This window comes from Kineosporia babensis (assembly GCF_021129305.1).
Classification (GTDB): domain Bacteria; phylum Actinomycetota; class Actinomycetes; order Actinomycetales; family Kineosporiaceae; genus Kineosporia; species Kineosporia babensis.
Window position 1 is genome coordinate 321,168 of the sequence record NZ_JAJOMB010000005.1, and the last position, 15,164, is coordinate 336,331.

Genomic DNA, 15,164 nt, shown 5'->3' on the forward strand with positions numbered 1-15,164 from the left:
CGATCACTTCGTCAAGGCTTCATGCAGTATGCGTACCAAGCGTGTATCAGTCGCGACATCACCTGGTTCGAGCACCCGCTCGTCCCCCGCGATCAGCGGCGTGACCTGCGCACTCGCCCGAACTCGCAGATCTGGTTGGGCGGCAAGCGCATTGCCGATCACCCGGGCGGCGAGCGGCACCACGTCGGCGACCACCCGGGCGCGCGCCCCGACGGTTGCGTTAAGCCGGCTCAAAGCCTGTTCCAGAGACTGTTCGGGGACGATGTCACCGAGAGCCTGCCGGGCCTCGAGCGCCTTCATCGCCACCACCGGCCGCTCGCTCCCGGTCAGTTCCCGCAGCTGGGAAAGCCATTCGGACCTGACCGTCACCAGCCGGTTGCCGAGCGCCACCAGCCGGTCCAGTGCCTCGCCCTTGAGCACCGGCAGCAGGTCCGGCACGGCCGGCCAGACCAGCTCGAGGTGCTCCGGGCCGTTGCTCAGCAGGATCTCGATGGCCGCCACCTGCACGGCCCGGTTGCGGTAAACCCCCCAGCTGGTGCGGGTGGCCAGCTCCAGGCACACCTTCTCCAGCTCGGCCGAGGGATGGGTGGCCCAGATCCGCAGCAGTTCGTCCTCGCCGTCGCCGGACTCGCTCACCCGCCAGGCCCGCGAGAAGCCCGCCGGATCACCGGAATCCAGCAGGGCCTGGGCGACCAGCAGCCAGGCTCCGGCGTCGCCGCCGGGCACCGGGATCGCCTGGACCGCCTGGAAGGTGGCCACATCGAAGGCATCCGGGCAGGTCAGCGCGATTCGGGCGAGCAGCCGCAGAGCAGGTTTGGTCGGCCCGGCCGGCTCCAGCAGGACCTGCACGATCTCGGCCGAGGGCGGCAGCTGGGCCAGCAGATCGATCCAGGTGCCGGCGGTCTCGGGCCAGGCTGCGATCCCGGCCCGGGCGACGCAAGTCAGACCGGTTGGTGCAGTGGCCTTCACCAGCGCGGCGAGCGCGGCCGTGAATTCCAGCGAGGTGCCGTTCACGGTCACCCACGGCACTTGCTCGGCGGTGGTGGCCACCAGGGCCGGAGTGACCCAGCGCGCATCGCCCAGGGCGAAAAGCGCAACGGCCAGGGTGGCCTGGCTTTCCGGAGCGCTCGGCAGCGCGGTCAGCGCCTCGGCCAGCTCGGGTCCGAGTTCACCGGCCACCGGCACCAGCGGAATCAGCGCCACCAGCAGGTCTTCCACGTCGTCGGGGCCCACGTCCGCGCGCCGCAGCAGGGCCAGCAGCGCGCGCAGCGCCGGCTCGGTGGCGGCCCGCGAGATCCGGGCGACATCGTGCCAGGCCCAGGCCAGTTCGCCGACCGAGATTCCCGGTTCGCTCATCAACCGGGTCAGCAGCCCACTGGCCCGGCCACCGGCGTCCTCGACCAGGCGGCAGAGCGGATACCCCGAGCCCGAGCCGTAGTCGCCCTGGGCCTGGCCGGCCCAGAGCCCGGCCAGAAGCTCGATCAGGCCGGGCATCTCGTGGCCGTGGACGAAGCTGGACCGGGCCCCGGCGAACACCACGTCGTCGCCGAACCCGCTCAGATCGTCCGCGCTCAGGGCATGGATCCGGGCCAGGATCCGGACCAGCTCGAGCAGCGCGTCACCGTCGTGCTCGTCGTGCAGCCGGGCCCGCAGCAACGGCGCCGGATCCGGCCAGCCCAGGGCCAGTCCGTAGACCGTCTGGCGGATGCTGGGGTCCGGGTCGTGCAGCAGCGGGGCCAGCTCCTGGGCCGAGCGCTCCAGCACGGCAACCGCTTCCGGTCCCCCGTCGGCCGCGAACCCGGTGAAGTGGCCGAGCAGGTGCAGGGCGCTGAGCTGCCCGTCCGAGGCGGAGTTCCGGGCGATCAGGGTCAGGAAGGGCACTGCGGCCAGGGTTGCCGGGTAGGCGATCCCATCGTGCAGCAGGGCGAAGTAGAGCTCGTCGCTCGCCTCGTCCCAGTCGCCGTCGTCCAGCCGCGCCAGCAACTCCGGCACGTCGTCGGCCTCGCCGTGGGCATGGGGCAGCCCCGACCAGTCGACGTCATCCAGGTTGAGCACTGGCGAAATGTACCGGAACAGCGGCGTGTCGCTGTTTCCGTGACGGACAGCAGAACGGCCGCCACGCAACAACTTTGCGTGACGGCCGATCAGCTCAGCGGAGTATCAGCAGCCCGGGAGGCGGGCCCCGAGCCACGCGGTGACGCCGCTCAGCGGCACCCGCTCCTGCTCCATGGTGTCGCGGGAACGGATCGTTACCGCATCGTCCTCAAGCGTGTCGAAGTCGACGGTGATGCAGTACGGCGTGCCGATCTCGTCCTGGCGGCGGTAGCGCCGACCGATCGCCTGCGCGTCGTCGAAGTCCACGTTCCACGAACGCCGCAGCTCGGCGGCCAGGTCGCGGGCCTTCGGCGAGAGGTCGGCGTTGCGCGAGAGCGGCAGCACCGCAGCCTTGACCGGGGCCAGCCGGTGGTCCAGCTTCAGCACCGTGCGCTTGTCCACGCCGCCCTTGGTGTTCGGCGCCTCGTCCTCGGCGTAGGCCTCGACCAGGAAGGCCATCAGCGAGCGGGTCAGGCCGGCGGCCGGCTCGATCACGTACGGCAGGTACCGGGTGTTACTGGCCTGGTCGAAGTAGCTCAGGTCGGTGCCGGACTTCTCGCTGTGCGTCTTCAGGTCGTAGTCGGTGCGGTTGGCGATGCCCTCCAGCTCGCCCCACTCCGAGCCCTGGAAACCGAAGCGGTACTCGATGTCGACCGTGCGCTTGGAGTAGTGCGAGAGCTTCTCCTTGGCGTGCTCGTACAGGCGCAGGTTGTCCGCGCTGATGCCGAGGTCGGTGTACCAGGCCATCCGGTGGTCGATCCAGTACTGGTGCCATTCCTCGTCGGTGCCGGGCTCGACGAAGAACTCCATCTCCATCTGCTCGAACTCGCGGGTCCGGAAGATGAAGTTGCCCGGGGTGATCTCGTTACGGAACGACTTGCCGATCTGGCCGATGCCGAACGGCGGCTTGCGGCGCGCGGCCTGGTACACGTTCTTGAAGTTGACGAAGATGCCCTGCGCGGTCTCCGGGCGCAGGTAGGCCATCCCGGACTCGTCCTCGGTCACCCCGAGGAAGGTCTTCATCAGGCCGCTGAACTGCTTCGGCTCGGTCCAGGCGCCCCGGGTACCGCAGTTCGTGCAGACGATCTCGTCCATCGACGTGGCCGGGCGGCCCTTCTTCTCCTCGAACTCCTCCTCGAGGTGGTCGGCCCGGTAGCGCTTGTGACAGGACTGGCACTCGATCAGCGGGTCGGTGAACACGTCGACGTGGCCGGAGGCCTCCCAGACCTGGCGGGGCAGGACCACGGAGGAGTCCAGGCCGACGATGTCGTCGCGACCGGTGACCATGTAGCGCCACCACTGACGCTTGATGTTCTCCTTCAGCTCGACGCCGAGCGGGCCGTAGTCCCAGGCCGAGCGGGTACCGCCGTAGATCTCGCCGCTGGGGAAGACGAACCCCCGGCGCTTGCTGAGATTGACGACGGCATCGAGGCGAGATTCCTGCTTGGGGGCCACGAACGGCTCACTCCATCCGGCTGGGTGTCGGCGGGCGACGGGTTGTTAAGGACGTGACGTAGCGTACGCGCCCCGGAAGGTCCTACTCGACGATCAGGTCGCTCTCGTGCTCGGTGAGCCCCTGCCCCGCGGCGAAGCTCACCTGGTCCTCGAAGGCGGTGGGCTCGTCGATGCAGCGGTACATCAGCGGCACCGCGCGCACCTTGACCTCCGGGTGCGACAGGGCCCGGCGATAGGTGCCCACGCTCTGCCAGCGGGTGGACAGCAGCCACAGGTCCGGCTCGTCGATCGAGCGGCTCACCCGGCCCTCCAGGCAGCCCGGGCGCTCGGCCAGGGCTTCGAGGGCCTGGCGCGCCAGCTGCGCGAACTGTTCGGATTCGGGCTCCGGAACGCGGTATCGGGTGACGACGAACACCCGGCAAACGTATCTCTGAGCCCAGGGCGAACGCCCAACTGCTTTCTTAGGCTTCCCTTACATGAAAAGCTTCACCCCATGAGCACGAACCGGCGCGAGACGAAACAGCGGGTGGCCGTCTCGGCGGCGCTCGACGAGGTCAACGAGTTCGTCAGCGCGCAGCAGCTGCACACCATCCTGCGCGACGCCGGCGACGGGGTGGGCCTGGCCACGGTCTACCGGACGCTCCAGCAACTCGCCGAGGACGGCGAGGTGGACGTGCTGAAGAGCACCGACAACGAGGCGATGTACCGCCGGTGCAGCCGGGGTCATCACCACCATCTGCTGTGCCGTTCCTGCCGGCGCACGGTAGAGGTGGAGAGCCCCTCGATCGAGAAGTGGGCACAGAAGGTGGCCGCGGCCAACGGGTTCGCCGACGTGGACCACGTCGTGGAGATCACCGGCATCTGCGCGGAGTGCCAGGCCAAGCTCGCCTGAACCGGCTCACGGGCTACTACCAGGGGACGGATGCGGCCGGTCACGCTGCCAGGTCGCCGACACCGTCCGGCTCCTCGACCACCGATGGACGCGGTGCGCAGGTCACGCGGCGAGGTTGCCGACGCCGGTTGGTCGCTTCAGCCGACGAAGGACGCAGTGCACCAGTCACACGGCGAAGTTGCCGACGCCGGTTGGTCGCCACAGCCGACGAAGGACGCGGCGCACCAGTCACACGGCGAAGTTACCGATGCCGGTTGGTCGCCACAGCCGATGCCGAACGGATGCCGCTGTCGCGTTCAGAAGTCGCCCGTGGCGGCCGCTCGTCCCCGCCGCCTAACGACGGATGCCTCTGGACGCAGAAGGGCGCCGGCTTTTGCCGGCGCCCTTCCTGCTCTGGGCTCAGCGCTCTTCGCGGAAGTCCACGTGGGCCCGGACCACCGGGTCGAACTTGCGCAGCACCAGCCGGTCGGGGGTGTTGCGGCGGCTCTTACGGGTCACGTAGGTGAATCCGGTGCCCGCCGTCGAACGCAGCTTCACGATCGGTCGCAGTTCGGTGCGGCTCGCCATCTCGATCACTCCTTCACACGCCCGGCCGATCCGGTCGCAGCCAGAAGAACTTGAGAACAGTTCTCAATATTCCACGCCTGCCAGACCGGATCGGGTGACCTCAAGGTCGCCGGAGCGCCGTTCTCCCGCATGACCTCCTGGCCATCGGCCGCGGCGGTCGGCGGCACGCGGTCGGCGACCACCGACCACCGGTCAGCGGCCACCGGTCACCGGTCACCGGTCACCGGTCACCGGTCAGTGGCTATGGGTCGGCGGCCATCGGTCAGCCACTATCGGTCAGCGCTCAGGCCTTGGCGTCGGGCGTGTCCACCGCGCCGCCGTAACGCCGGTCCCGCTCGGCGTAGATCTGGACCGCGTCCCACAGCGTGCGGCGGTCCACGTCGGGCCAGAGCACGTCCATGAACACCATCTCGGCGTAGGCGGACTGCCAGAGCATGAAGTTCGAGGTGCGCTGCTCCCCCGAGGAGCGCAGGAACATGTCCACGTCGGGCAGGTCCGGCTCGTCGAGGTACTTCTGAATCGTGCGCTCGTCGATCCGGTCGGGATCCAGCTTGCCCTGCGCCACGAGCTGGGCGATGGTGCGCGCGGCGTCGGCGATCTCGGCCCGGCCGCCGTAGTTGACGCACATGGTCAGGGTGATCGTGTCGTTGCCCCGGGTCAGCTCCTCGGCGACCTCCAGCTCCTTGATCACGCTGGCCCACAGCCGGGGACGCCGGCCGGCCCAGCGCACCCGCACCCCCCACTCGTGCATCTGGTCGCGACGCCGCCGGATGACGTCCCGGTTGAAGCCCATCAGCCAGCGCACCTCCTCCGGCGAGCGCTTCCAGTTCTCGGTGGAGAAGGCATAGGCGGAGATGTGCTTGACCCCGATCTCGATGCCGCCGGCCACGACGTCGAGCAGCGAGGCCTCACCCATCTTGTGCCCCTCGGTACGGCTGAGCCCGCGCTGGTTGGCCCAGCGCCCGTTGCCGTCCATGACGATGGCGACGTGCTCAGGCACCAGGGCAGCCGGGATCGCCGGCGGCCGGGCCCCGGAGGGGTGCGGCGGCGGCGCGATCGGCGGGGTGGTGCGGACCGGCAGGGACGAGCGACGGCGAAGCGCCACAGAAACCTCTTCAGCGGACGAGTATCAGGGGCGTCAGGATCGTAGTCCCGTCACCAGGGCGGCTCGTCATCGCCATGGGTGGGGCGGTACGGACCGTCCGAGGACCAGATCCGGGCCTGAGGACGCGGCGGCTCCTCGGACCGGGCCGGAACCTGTTCCGAGACAGTGGGATGCGGTTCCGTAGGATGCGGGTCCGAGGGGTACCGGCCTGTGGTGTCCGGGCCTGCGGTGTCCAGGCCTGTGGTGTGCAGGTCCGAGGGGCGCGGCCGGGCGGTAGTCGGATCCTGGCGCTCAGACAATCCAGAGGCATGGGCCCGGACAGCAGCCTGGGTGTGGCCCTGGTCCTGACGCTGGCCCTGAGCGTGGCCCTGGCCCCCGGCATGGCTCTGGGGCTGGAGGTGAGTGCTGCGCTGAGGATGAGTCTGGCCGTAAGGATTCGCCCGCTCGCTGGCCTGGCCGTTCGCCGGGGCGGGATGAGTGTTCGCCACGGCTGGCTGTGCGTTCGATGCGGCTCGCTGCTCGTTCGGCACGGTCCGCTGCTCGTTCGACACAGCCGATCTAACGCCTGGCCCCACTGCGGGGGCCACTGCGGGAGCCACTGCCGCCTGGGCGCGCTCGATCGCGGCCACGTCGATGATCGGCTTGTCGCCCTCACGTTCGACCCACCGCAGCGAGCGGACCCGGCGTTCCACGTGCCACTGCAGGTAGGCCGCGACCAGCCCGCTGGCCTCGCGGCGGCGCCGGGCCTCGCTGGCGTCGGCGCTGGTCCAGTCGCCGGTGAGCAGGGCCGACAGCAGTTGCAGGGTTTCCGGGTGTGGGGCGGCCGAGCCCGGAGGACGGCAGGAGGGGCACACAGCCCCGCCCATGGCCAGGGAGAAAGCCCGGTGCGGACCGGTCTGCCCGCAGCGCGCGCAGTCGGTGAAGCTGGGGGCCCAGCCGGCCACGGACAGCGAGCGGATCAGGTAGGCATCCAGCACCAGGCCGGGCTCGTGCAGGTCCTGGGCCAGGGTGCGCAGGCCGCCGGCCAGCAGGAGGAACTGCTGCAGGGCAGGCTCCCGCTCGGTCTCGGTCAGCCGCTCGGCGGTCTCCAGCATCGCCGAGGCGGCCGTGTAGCGGGTGTAGTCGGCCACGATCTGCAGGCCGTAGGGGCCGATGGTCTCGACCTGGGTGACCGTGTCCAGCGAGCGGCCCTCGTAGCACTGCACGTCGATCAGCATGAACGGCTCGAGCCGGGCGCCGAAGCGGGACATGGTCTTGCGCACGCCCTTGGCCACCGCCCGGACCTGACCGCGCTCGCGGGTGAGCAACGTGACAATCCGGTCGGCCTCGCCCAGCTTCTGGGCGCGCAGCACGATCGCCTCGTCTCGATAGATCACCGGCACGGAACTGATTCTCCCTCATACCTGGTAGACGCTGTGGGAGACCCGAATGTGAGGACCCTACGAAGAAAAGCCGGCCGCAACCGTCCGTAAGCAGCAAGAAAAGCCGCGCGCGGCCACCCCAAGGTGACCGCGCGCGTCCTCAAGCAGTAAAGAAAACTCAGCGCCCCACGGAACGGTTCACCGCGGACAGCACAGCCTTCATCGAGGCCCGCACGATGTTCTCGTCGATCCCGACCCCCCACAGCACCTGGTCGCCGACCTGGCACTCCACGTAGGCCGCAGCCTTGGCGTCGCCACCGGCGCTCATCGCGTGCTCGCTGTAGTCCAGCACCCGGACCGAGACACCGTGCCCGGACATCGCGTCACCGAACGCCGCGATCGGGCCGTTGCCGACACCCTGCAGGGTGAACGGCGCACCGTCGTCGACGATCTCGACGCGCAGCCGGTCGGCCCCGTCCTCGTCGCTGGTGTGCTGCATCGACTTCAGCGCGTACCGGCCCCACTGCCGCGCCGAGGAAGGCAGGTACTCGTCCGAGAAAATCGTGTACAGCTGGCCCGGGGTGACCTCGCCGCCCTCGGAGTCGGTGTGCTTCTGCACCACCTGGCTGAACTCGATCTGCAGCCGGCGGGGCATGTCCAGCTGGTACTCGTTCTTCATCAGGTAGGCGACGCCACCCTTGCCGGACTGGCTGTTGACCCGGACCACGGCCTCGTACGAGCGGCCCACGTCGTGCGGGTCGATCGGCAGGTACGGGACCTCCCAGACGATCTCGTCGACCGTCTTGCCCTGCGCCTTGGCCACCCCGGCCAGGGCCTCCATGCCCTTCTTGATCGCGTCCTGGTGGGAGCCGGAGAACGCGGTGTAGACCAGGTCACCGCCGTAGGGGTGACGCTCGGCCACCTTCAGCTGGTTGCAGTGCTCGACCGTGCGCCGGATCTCGTCGATGTCGGAGAAGTCGATCTGCGGGTCGATGCCCTGGCTGAACAGGTTCATCCCCAGCGTGACCAGGCAGACGTTGCCGGTGCGCTCACCGTTGCCGAACAGGCAGCCCTCGATCCGGTCGGCCCCGGCCTGGTAGCCCAGCTCGGCCGCGGCCACCGCGGTGCCCCGGTCGTTGTGCGGGTGCAGCGACAGGATCACGTTCTCCCGGAAGGCCAGGTTCCGGTTCATCCACTCGATCGAGTCCGCGTACACGTTGGGGGTGGCCATCTCAACGGTCGCCGGCAGGTTGATGATCACCTTGCGCTCTGGCGTGGGCTCGAAGACGGCCAGCACCTCGTTGCAGATCCGCTTGGCGAACTCCAGCTCGGTGCCGGTGTACGACTCGGGCGAGTACTCGAAGTACACGTCGGTGCCGGTCATCTCGTCGGCCAGCTTCTTGCACAGCCGCGCGCCGTTCAGCGCGATGTCGACGATGCCGTCCTCGTCGGCGTTGAACACCACCTTGCGCTGCAGCGTGGAGGTGGAGTTGTACAGGTGCACGATGGCCTGCTTGGCGCCCCTGATCGACTCGAAGGTGCGCTCGATCAGGGCGTCCCGGGCCTGGGTCAGCACCTGGATGGTGACGTCGTCGGGAATGTGCCCGCCCTCGATCAGCTCACGCACGAAGTCGAAGTCGGTCTGGCTGGCGGCCGGGAAACCGACCTCGATCTCCTTGTAGCCCATCCGGACCAGCAGATCGAACATCCGGCGCTTGCGCTCGGAGTTCATCGGGTCGATCAGGGCCTGGTTGCCGTCCCGCAGGTCGACCGCGCACCAGCGCGGGGCCTGCTCGATGCGCTTGTCCGGCCAAGTCCGGTTCTCCACGGCGACGTTGATCAGCTCGTGGAACGGAACGTACTTGTGCACCGGCATGCCGGAGGGCTTCTGGGTGTTCTTCATCGCTTGGTGCCTCTTCTTGGTCTGAATCTGCTTCGCGTTCCAGGACGGTCGGCCGGCATGCAGAAGAACCACCGCGACGAGAGGACCGGCCTAGCAGGTCCCGCCGCGGCGACCAAGGAGGAGAAGCTCCGAACGCACGATCGACACGATACATGGGCGCCGGGCCCGGGCAACAATCGAGCCCGTCCGGGAACTGCGCCATCGGTGTTTGCCTCAGCGCCTTCTCAGTGCCGCCTGCTCATCATGCTGCGGTGGCCTTCCTGAACGCCTCTCTCAACGCCATCGCGCCGGTTGCGGCCGACGGGTACTGGTTCTCGAGTGCCCTGAAGTTCGGCGGCAGCTTCGGTGCCCAGCTCCTGCTCGATTTCCTGGTGGCCGGCGCGGCCCTGGGGATCGCGCTGCTGCTGCGCAATCGCAAACCGGTTCGCGGAATGCAGGTCTGGGCGCTGTGCCTGGTGGCCGGCACGCTGGGGGTGATCGCGATCAGCACGCTCACCCGGCGGGCCGGCGCGACCAGTCCCGGGCACCTGCAGCTCGAACCGTTCGGCACGCTACGGCGTTACACCCACGACGCCGCCGACTTCCTGATCTACCTCGGCGGAAACGTGGCCATGTTCATTCCTTTGGGCCTGTTCCTGTACCTGGCGTTGCGCCGCTGGATGCTGCTGTGCGCGGCGCTGGCGACCCTGGTCTCGATCGGCGTGGAGCTGCTGCAGCTGCCGATCTACAGCCGCGCCACCGACATCGACGACGTGATCACCAACGGCCTGGGCGGGTTGATCGGCGCCGTGCTGGGCGTGGTTGTCGTCCGGGTCGCCCGCTCGGGGCGGCTCGGTTCCTGGGCGCAAGGGCAAGTAGTGGACGTCGACCCGCCCACCGACGAACCTGCTTACCCCCGCTCGGCGGACACCCGGCCCGCCGGGATCGGGGTGATGCTCCGGGTCCCGGGCGAGCCGCTGCCGGCCCCACCGATCGTCAGAAGCCCAGACGCTGCATCTGCTTGGGGTCACGCTGCCAGTCCTTGGCGACCTTGACCCGGATGTCCAGGTGGATCCGGGTACCCAGCAGAGCCTCGATCTCCTTGCGGGCCTTGGTCCCGACCTCACGCAGGCGGCTTCCTCCGCGGCCGATCACGATCGCCTTCTGGCTGTCGCGCTCGACGTAGAGCAGCACGTGCACGTCGAGCAGCGGAGCGCTGGCCGGGCGGCCCTCACGCTCGCTGACCTCCTCGACCACCACGGCCAGGCTGTGCGGCAGCTCGTCGCGCACACCCTCCAGCGCGGCCTCGCGCACCAGCTCGGCGATCATCACGTTCTCGGGCTCGTCGGTGAGCTCGTCGTCCGGGTACATCCGCGGGCCCTCCGGCAGGTGCCCCATCAGGACGTCGGTGAGGGCGTCGACCTGGAAGCCGTCGACCGCGGAGACCGGGATGATGTCGTTCGACTCCATCAGCTCCTGCACCTCGAGCAGGTGCTCGGCCAGCCGCTGCGGCTTGACCTTGTCCGCCTTGGTGACGATGGCGACGATGGGGGTGCGGCGCAGTTCCTTCAGCTCGGCGGCGATGAACTTGTCACCCGGGCCGATCTTCTCGTCGGCGGGCAGGCAGAAGCCGACCACGTCGACCTCCAGCAGCGTCTCGCGGACCAGGTCGTTCAGCCGCTCGCCGAGCAGGGTGCGGGGGCGGTGCAGACCCGGGGTGTCGACCAGGACGAGCTGGGCGTCGGGCCGGTGGATGATCCCCCGGATCGTGTGCCGGGTGGTCTGCGGCCGGTCCGAGGTGATCGCGATCTTCTCGCCGACCAGCGCGTTCGTCAGGGTGGACTTACCGGCGTTGGGCCGGCCGACCAGGCAGGCGAACCCTGAACGATGGGCGGTGCTCTTCTTGGCTGTCACTGTTCTCCGATGGGTGCGGCCACGGCTCGTGCCCCGGCCTTCTGCAGGTGGTCGACGACCAGGCCGGCGCTGGACTCGCTGAGGTTCTCCCGGACCACGACCGGGGCCTCCTTGATCAGCTGCATCGAGGCCTGAAGGTCCAGGCCGGTGGTGCGGCGCAGCTCGCGCACGACCGCAACCGGGCTCGATCCGGCGACCTGGAGCACGACCCGGTGCCGGCCGGGCTCGGTGAAGCGTTCGGCCACCCGGGCCGGGCCGCCCGGACGGTAGACCCGGTAGATCCGCCAGGCCGGGGACAGCGTCAGCAGCACCAGGAGCAGCCACCAGCCACCACGCAGCGCCGCGGTCAGGAAGATCATGATCAGTGCGGCGTTCAGCAGCACCACAAGGGTTTTCTGCCTGGTCATCGGGTCTGGCTTCCCTCCGCCGCCGCACGGTCCTCGGCGCGCTCGTGATCGTTGCCGGCCCGCGCTTCGTCATCGCGGCCGACCAGGACGGTGGCCAGGTTGTGCCGCCGCCCCTCGAAGGTGTCGGCGGTGAGCAGGAGACCCTGCACCGCCGTGGTGGAGCCGGCGATCGGCACCCGGCCCAGGCCCTTGGACAGCAGACCGCCCACGGTGTCGACCTCCTCGTCCTCGATCTCCACCCCGAACAGCTCGCCCAGCTCGTCCAGGTGCATCCGGGAGCTGACCCGGTGCCGGCCGTCCGGCAGGTTCTCCACCTCGGCCTCCGCCTGGTCGTACTCGTCGGCGATCTCCCCGACGATCTCCTCCAGGATGTCCTCGATGGTGACCAGGCCGGCCGTGCCGCCGTACTCGTCCACCACGATCGCCGCGTGACCTGCGTGCTGCATCTCCCGCAGCAGCGCGTCCACCGGCTTGCTGTCGGGCACGAAGACCGGGCGCCGCATGATCGACTCGACCCGCTGGGTCAGGCCGGCGTCGGGGTGCTCGTGCATCCGCCGGGCCACGTCCTTCAGGTAGAGGATGCCGACCGGGTCGTCCAGGCCGCCACCGACCACCGGCACCCGGGAGAACCCGGAGCGCAGGAACAGCGACATCGCATCGTGCAGATTCCGGTCCCGCTCGACTGAGACCACGTCGGTGCGCGGCACCATGACCTCCCGGGCCAGGGTGTCGCCCAGGTCGATGACCGAGTGGATCATCTTCTGCTCGCCCAGCTCGATCAGCTGGCTCTCCTGGGCGATGTCCACGTACTGGCGCAGCTCGGCCTCGGAGGCGAACGGCCCGTCGCGCAGCCCGCTGCCGGGGGTGACCGCATTGCCGATCAGCACCAGCAGACGGGTCAGCGGGGCCAGCACGGTGGTCAGCGCGACCAGCGGCGGGGCCACCACCAGGGCCACGTTCTCGGCGTACTGCCGGCCCAGGGTGCGCGGGCCGACTCCGACCATGACGAACGACGCCCCGGCCATGATCAGCCCGGCGACCAGGCCGGAAGGCCAGTGCAGGCCCAGAACCCGGATGGTGGCGAAGGTGACGGCCACCACCGCGCCGACCTCGGCGACCACCCGCAGCAGAGTGGCCACGCTGAGCACCGGCGCCGGGCTGTCGGCCACCTTGACCACGGCCGCCGCCCCGCGCCGGCCCTGGGTCTGCAGGTCTGCCGCGTGCGATCGGCCGATCCGCGAGAGCGCGGCCTCGGACGCCGCGGCCAGACCGGCCACGACGGTGAGAACGATCGCGAGGAAGACCAGACCGACCATCCGGCGGACCTCAGCCCTTGCCGCGGGTGGCGAGGAAGGTGAGCAGGAGCTTGCGCTGCAGGCCGAACATCTCCTTCTCCTCCTCGGGCTCGGCGTGGTCGTAGCCGAGCAGGTGCAGGATGCCGTGCGTGGTCAGGAGCAGCAGCTCCTCCTCGAAGGAGTGACCCGCCACCCGGGCCTGCTTCTGCGCCACCTGCGGGCACAGCACGATGTCACCGAGCAGACCGGGTTCCGGGTCCTCGTCGTCCTTGCCCGGGCGCAGTTCGTCCATCGGGAAGGACAGCACGTCGGTCGGGCCCGGCTCGTCCATCCACTGCACGTGCAGCTGTTCCATCGAGGGCTCGTCGACCATCACGATCGACAGTTCGGCCTGCTGGTGCACGCGCATCGCGTCGAGCACGCTGCGCGCCAGCGACGCCACTTCCGCCTCGTCGACGGCGACGCCGCTCTCGTTGTTGACCTCGATGCTCACCTGGGCATTGTCTCGCATCGCCGGGTGTGGTCCGGCCACCGCCCCGATCGGCGGCGGCCGGGGCACCCGTGCTCAGCGACCGGTGCGGTGGCTGCGCCGCTCCATCCGGTTCTGCGGCGCCATCCGGTCCTGGGGCTGGCGCGGCCCGGGCCGCTCCTGGCTGATCTGCTGCTCCACGTCCCAGCGGCCGTAGGCCTCGACGATCTCCCCGACCAGCCGGTGCCGCACCACGTCGGTGCTGGTCAGCCTGGCGAAATGGATGTCCTCCACACCCTCCAGGATGTCCTGCACCACGCGCAGGCCGGACTGCGTACCGCTGGGCAGGTCGACCTGGGTGACGTCACCGGTGACCACGATCTTGGACTGGAAACCGAGCCGGGTCAGGAACATCTTCATCTGCTCGGGCGAGGTGTTCTGCGCCTCGTCGAGAATGATGAAGGCGTCGTTCAGCGTCCGCCCGCGCATGTAGGCCAGCGGCGCCACCTCGATCGTGCCCGCCGCCATCAGCCGCGGGATCGAGTCGGGGTCGAGCATGTCGTGCAGCGCGTCGTACAGCGGCCGCAGGTACGGGTCGATCTTCTCGGTCAGCGTGCCGGGCAGGAAGCCCAGCCGCTCCCCCGCCTCGACCGCGGGCCGGGTCAGGATGATCCGGTTGACCTGCTTGGCCTGCAGCGCCTGCACGGCCTTGGCCATCGCCAGGTAGGTCTTGCCGGTACCGGCCGGGCCGATCCCGAAGACCACCGTGTGCTCGTCGATCGCGTCGACGTAGCGCTTCTGGTTCAGCGTCTTGGGCCGGATCGTGCGGCCGCGGTTGCTGAGGATGTTGAGGGTGAGCACGTCGGCCGGGCGCTCGGCGGTCTGCTGGCGCAGCATCTTGATCGAGCGCTCGACCGCGTCGGGGGTGAGGGCTTGGCCGGAGGCGACGACCGCGAGGAGCTCGTCGATCAGCCGCTCCACCAGGGCGACCTCACCGAACGGGCCGGAGACGGTGATCTCGTTGCCGCGCACGTGCACGTCGGCCCGGCCGAAGGCGCGCTCGAGGGCCCGCAGAACCTCGTCCCGGGTTCCCAGCAGAGCCACCATGTTGACCTCGGCCGGCACGACGATCCGGTGGACGGCCTCCGCCGCCTTCTGCGGAGCGTTCTTCGGTTCCGTCATGAGCTGGGGTTGCGCCCGCCTTCCGGGTTCGGCTCGCTACCTGCTGATCGGCAGCCTCTACGGCAACGATCGTAGCTCGCACGCCCATTCCGCGGCTCCCCCATTTCCGCCCGAATTCGATTCACCGGGCGGCCGGGCGGCAGGTCAGGCGGTGAGGCCGGTGATTTCCCCGGCCAGGATGTGGCCGTGCACGTGGAAGACCGTCTGGCCGGCCGCGGCCCCGGTGTTGAACAGCAGCCGGAACTCGCCCCCGGCCTCGGCCTTGGCGATCTCCCCGGCCACGGTGACCAGCTCGGTCAGCAGGGGCTCGTCCTTGGCCGCCAGCTGCACCACGTCGGGATGATGGTCCACCGGCACCACCAGGATGTGGGTGGGGGCGGCGGGCTTGATGTCGCGGAAGGCGACCACCCGGTCACCGCGATACACCATGTCCGACGGCAGATCACCGGCGACGATCTTGCAGAACAGGCAGTCCGGGTCAGCGCTCACACCGGAACGCTATCGCGGAACAGCCAGACCGGTTTTCAGACCGGCCGGCATT

General features: G+C 69.4%; 14 protein-coding genes and 1 pseudogene. 2 read left to right on the plus strand and 13 right to left on the minus strand.

From position 1 onward, the window contains the following. Window positions 1-3 precede the first annotated feature (3 nt). The 3 genes from LR394_RS12435 to LR394_RS12445 form a co-directional block, all read right to left on the minus strand. The gene (locus LR394_RS12435; RefSeq protein WP_231441178.1) at window positions 4-2,055 is read right to left on the minus strand and encodes a hypothetical protein; all 2,052 of its coding nucleotides are present in this window, start codon (window positions 2,053-2,055) and stop codon (window positions 4-6) included. Window positions 2,056-2,160: 105 nt separating this feature from the next. Beyond that, window positions 2,161-3,549: a glycine--tRNA ligase gene (locus LR394_RS12440; RefSeq protein WP_231441180.1), complete on the minus strand. Its 1,389-nt coding sequence runs from the start codon at window positions 3,547-3,549 to the stop codon at window positions 2,161-2,163. A gap of 82 nt (window positions 3,550-3,631) precedes the next feature. Further along, window positions 3,632-3,964: an antibiotic biosynthesis monooxygenase family protein gene (locus LR394_RS12445; RefSeq protein WP_231441182.1), complete on the minus strand. Its 333-nt coding sequence runs from the start codon at window positions 3,962-3,964 to the stop codon at window positions 3,632-3,634. A 78-nt stretch (window positions 3,965-4,042) separates the two neighbouring features. On the opposite strand from LR394_RS12445, the gene LR394_RS12450 reads away from it, so the two are divergent. Next, entirely contained in the window at window positions 4,043-4,441 is a 399-nt protein-coding gene (locus LR394_RS12450; protein WP_231441183.1) for a Fur family transcriptional regulator, read from the plus strand. A 399-nt stretch (window positions 4,442-4,840) separates the two neighbouring features. Here LR394_RS12450 and rpmG read toward each other — a convergent pair whose 3' ends face one another. From rpmG to leuA, 4 genes and pseudogenes are all read right to left on the minus strand, one after another. After that, on the minus strand, window positions 4,841-5,008 hold the full coding sequence (gene rpmG, locus LR394_RS12455; protein ID WP_231441185.1) for a 50S ribosomal protein L33: 168 nt from the start codon (window positions 5,006-5,008) through the stop codon (window positions 4,841-4,843). Window positions 5,009-5,291: 283 nt separating this feature from the next. After that, a complete protein-coding gene (locus LR394_RS12460) occupies window positions 5,292-6,113 on the minus strand; it encodes an isoprenyl transferase (RefSeq protein WP_231441187.1) in 822 nt (273 codons plus the stop codon). A gap of 653 nt (window positions 6,114-6,766) precedes the next feature. Then, window positions 6,767-7,489: pseudogene (recO, locus tag LR394_RS43615) on the minus strand (DNA repair protein RecO); the annotation flags it as partial. A 163-nt stretch (window positions 7,490-7,652) separates the two neighbouring features. Beyond that, a complete protein-coding gene (leuA, locus tag LR394_RS12470; protein ID WP_231441191.1) occupies window positions 7,653-9,377 on the minus strand; it encodes a 2-isopropylmalate synthase in 1,725 nt (574 codons plus the stop codon). Between the two features lie 251 nt (window positions 9,378-9,628). Between leuA and LR394_RS12475 the strand changes: the two genes are divergently transcribed. Next, window positions 9,629-10,411 (plus strand): VanZ family protein, encoded by a 783-nt coding sequence (locus tag LR394_RS12475; RefSeq protein WP_231441193.1) that lies wholly within the window; start codon window positions 9,629-9,631, stop codon window positions 10,409-10,411. Here LR394_RS12475 and era read toward each other — a convergent pair. The 6 genes from era to LR394_RS12505 all read right to left on the minus strand — a co-directional run bounded on the left by era (window position 10,353) and on the right by LR394_RS12505 (window position 15,052). Next, entirely contained in the window at window positions 10,353-11,270 is a 918-nt protein-coding gene (gene era, locus LR394_RS12480) for a GTPase Era (protein WP_231441195.1), read from the minus strand. The two genes, LR394_RS12475 and era, sit on opposite strands and share 59 nt — an antisense overlap. Beyond that, window positions 11,267-11,677: a ribosomal protein L7/L12 gene (locus tag LR394_RS12485; protein WP_231441198.1), complete on the minus strand. Its 411-nt coding sequence runs from the start codon at window positions 11,675-11,677 to the stop codon at window positions 11,267-11,269. Before LR394_RS12485 ends, era begins: the two co-directional genes overlap by 4 nt. Further along, window positions 11,674-12,993, minus strand: a complete 1,320-nt coding sequence (locus LR394_RS12490; protein WP_231441200.1) for a hemolysin family protein — start codon at window positions 12,991-12,993, stop codon at window positions 11,674-11,676. Before LR394_RS12490 ends, LR394_RS12485 begins: the two co-directional genes overlap by 4 nt. A 10-nt stretch (window positions 12,994-13,003) precedes the next feature. Next, window positions 13,004-13,465: an rRNA maturation RNase YbeY gene (ybeY, locus tag LR394_RS12495; RefSeq protein ID WP_231441202.1), complete on the minus strand. Its 462-nt coding sequence runs from the start codon at window positions 13,463-13,465 to the stop codon at window positions 13,004-13,006. A gap of 72 nt (window positions 13,466-13,537) precedes the next feature. Next, complete coding sequence (locus LR394_RS12500) at window positions 13,538-14,623, minus strand: PhoH family protein (protein ID WP_231441204.1); 1,086 nt, start codon at window positions 14,621-14,623, stop codon at window positions 13,538-13,540. 144 nt (window positions 14,624-14,767) lie between these two features. Continuing rightward, window positions 14,768-15,052, minus strand: a complete 285-nt coding sequence (locus LR394_RS12505; RefSeq protein WP_407937039.1) for an HIT domain-containing protein — start codon at window positions 15,050-15,052, stop codon at window positions 14,768-14,770. Window positions 15,053-15,164: the final 112 nt, after the last annotated feature.

Excerpts from the sequence above, each read along its gene's own strand:
- LR394_RS12450 (WP_231441183.1), top strand. The coding sequence starts at position 4,043 with ATGAGCACGAACCGGCGCGAGACGAAACAGCGGGTGGCCGTCTCGGCG.
- LR394_RS12490 (WP_231441200.1), bottom strand. The coding sequence starts at position 12,993 with ATGGTCGGTCTGGTCTTCCTCGCGATCGTTCTCACCGTCGTGGCCGGT.
- LR394_RS12485 (WP_231441198.1), bottom strand. The coding sequence starts at position 11,677 with ATGACCAGGCAGAAAACCCTTGTGGTGCTGCTGAACGCCGCACTGATC.
- leuA (WP_231441191.1), bottom strand. The coding sequence starts at position 9,377 with ATGAAGAACACCCAGAAGCCCTCCGGCATGCCGGTGCACAAGTACGTT.
- LR394_RS12500 (WP_231441204.1), bottom strand. The coding sequence starts at position 14,623 with ATGACGGAACCGAAGAACGCTCCGCAGAAGGCGGCGGAGGCCGTCCAC.
- rpmG (WP_231441185.1), bottom strand. The coding sequence starts at position 5,008 with ATGGCGAGCCGCACCGAACTGCGACCGATCGTGAAGCTGCGTTCGACG.
- LR394_RS12505 (WP_407937039.1), bottom strand. The coding sequence starts at position 15,052 with ATGGTGTATCGCGGTGACCGGGTGGTCGCCTTCCGCGACATCAAGCCC.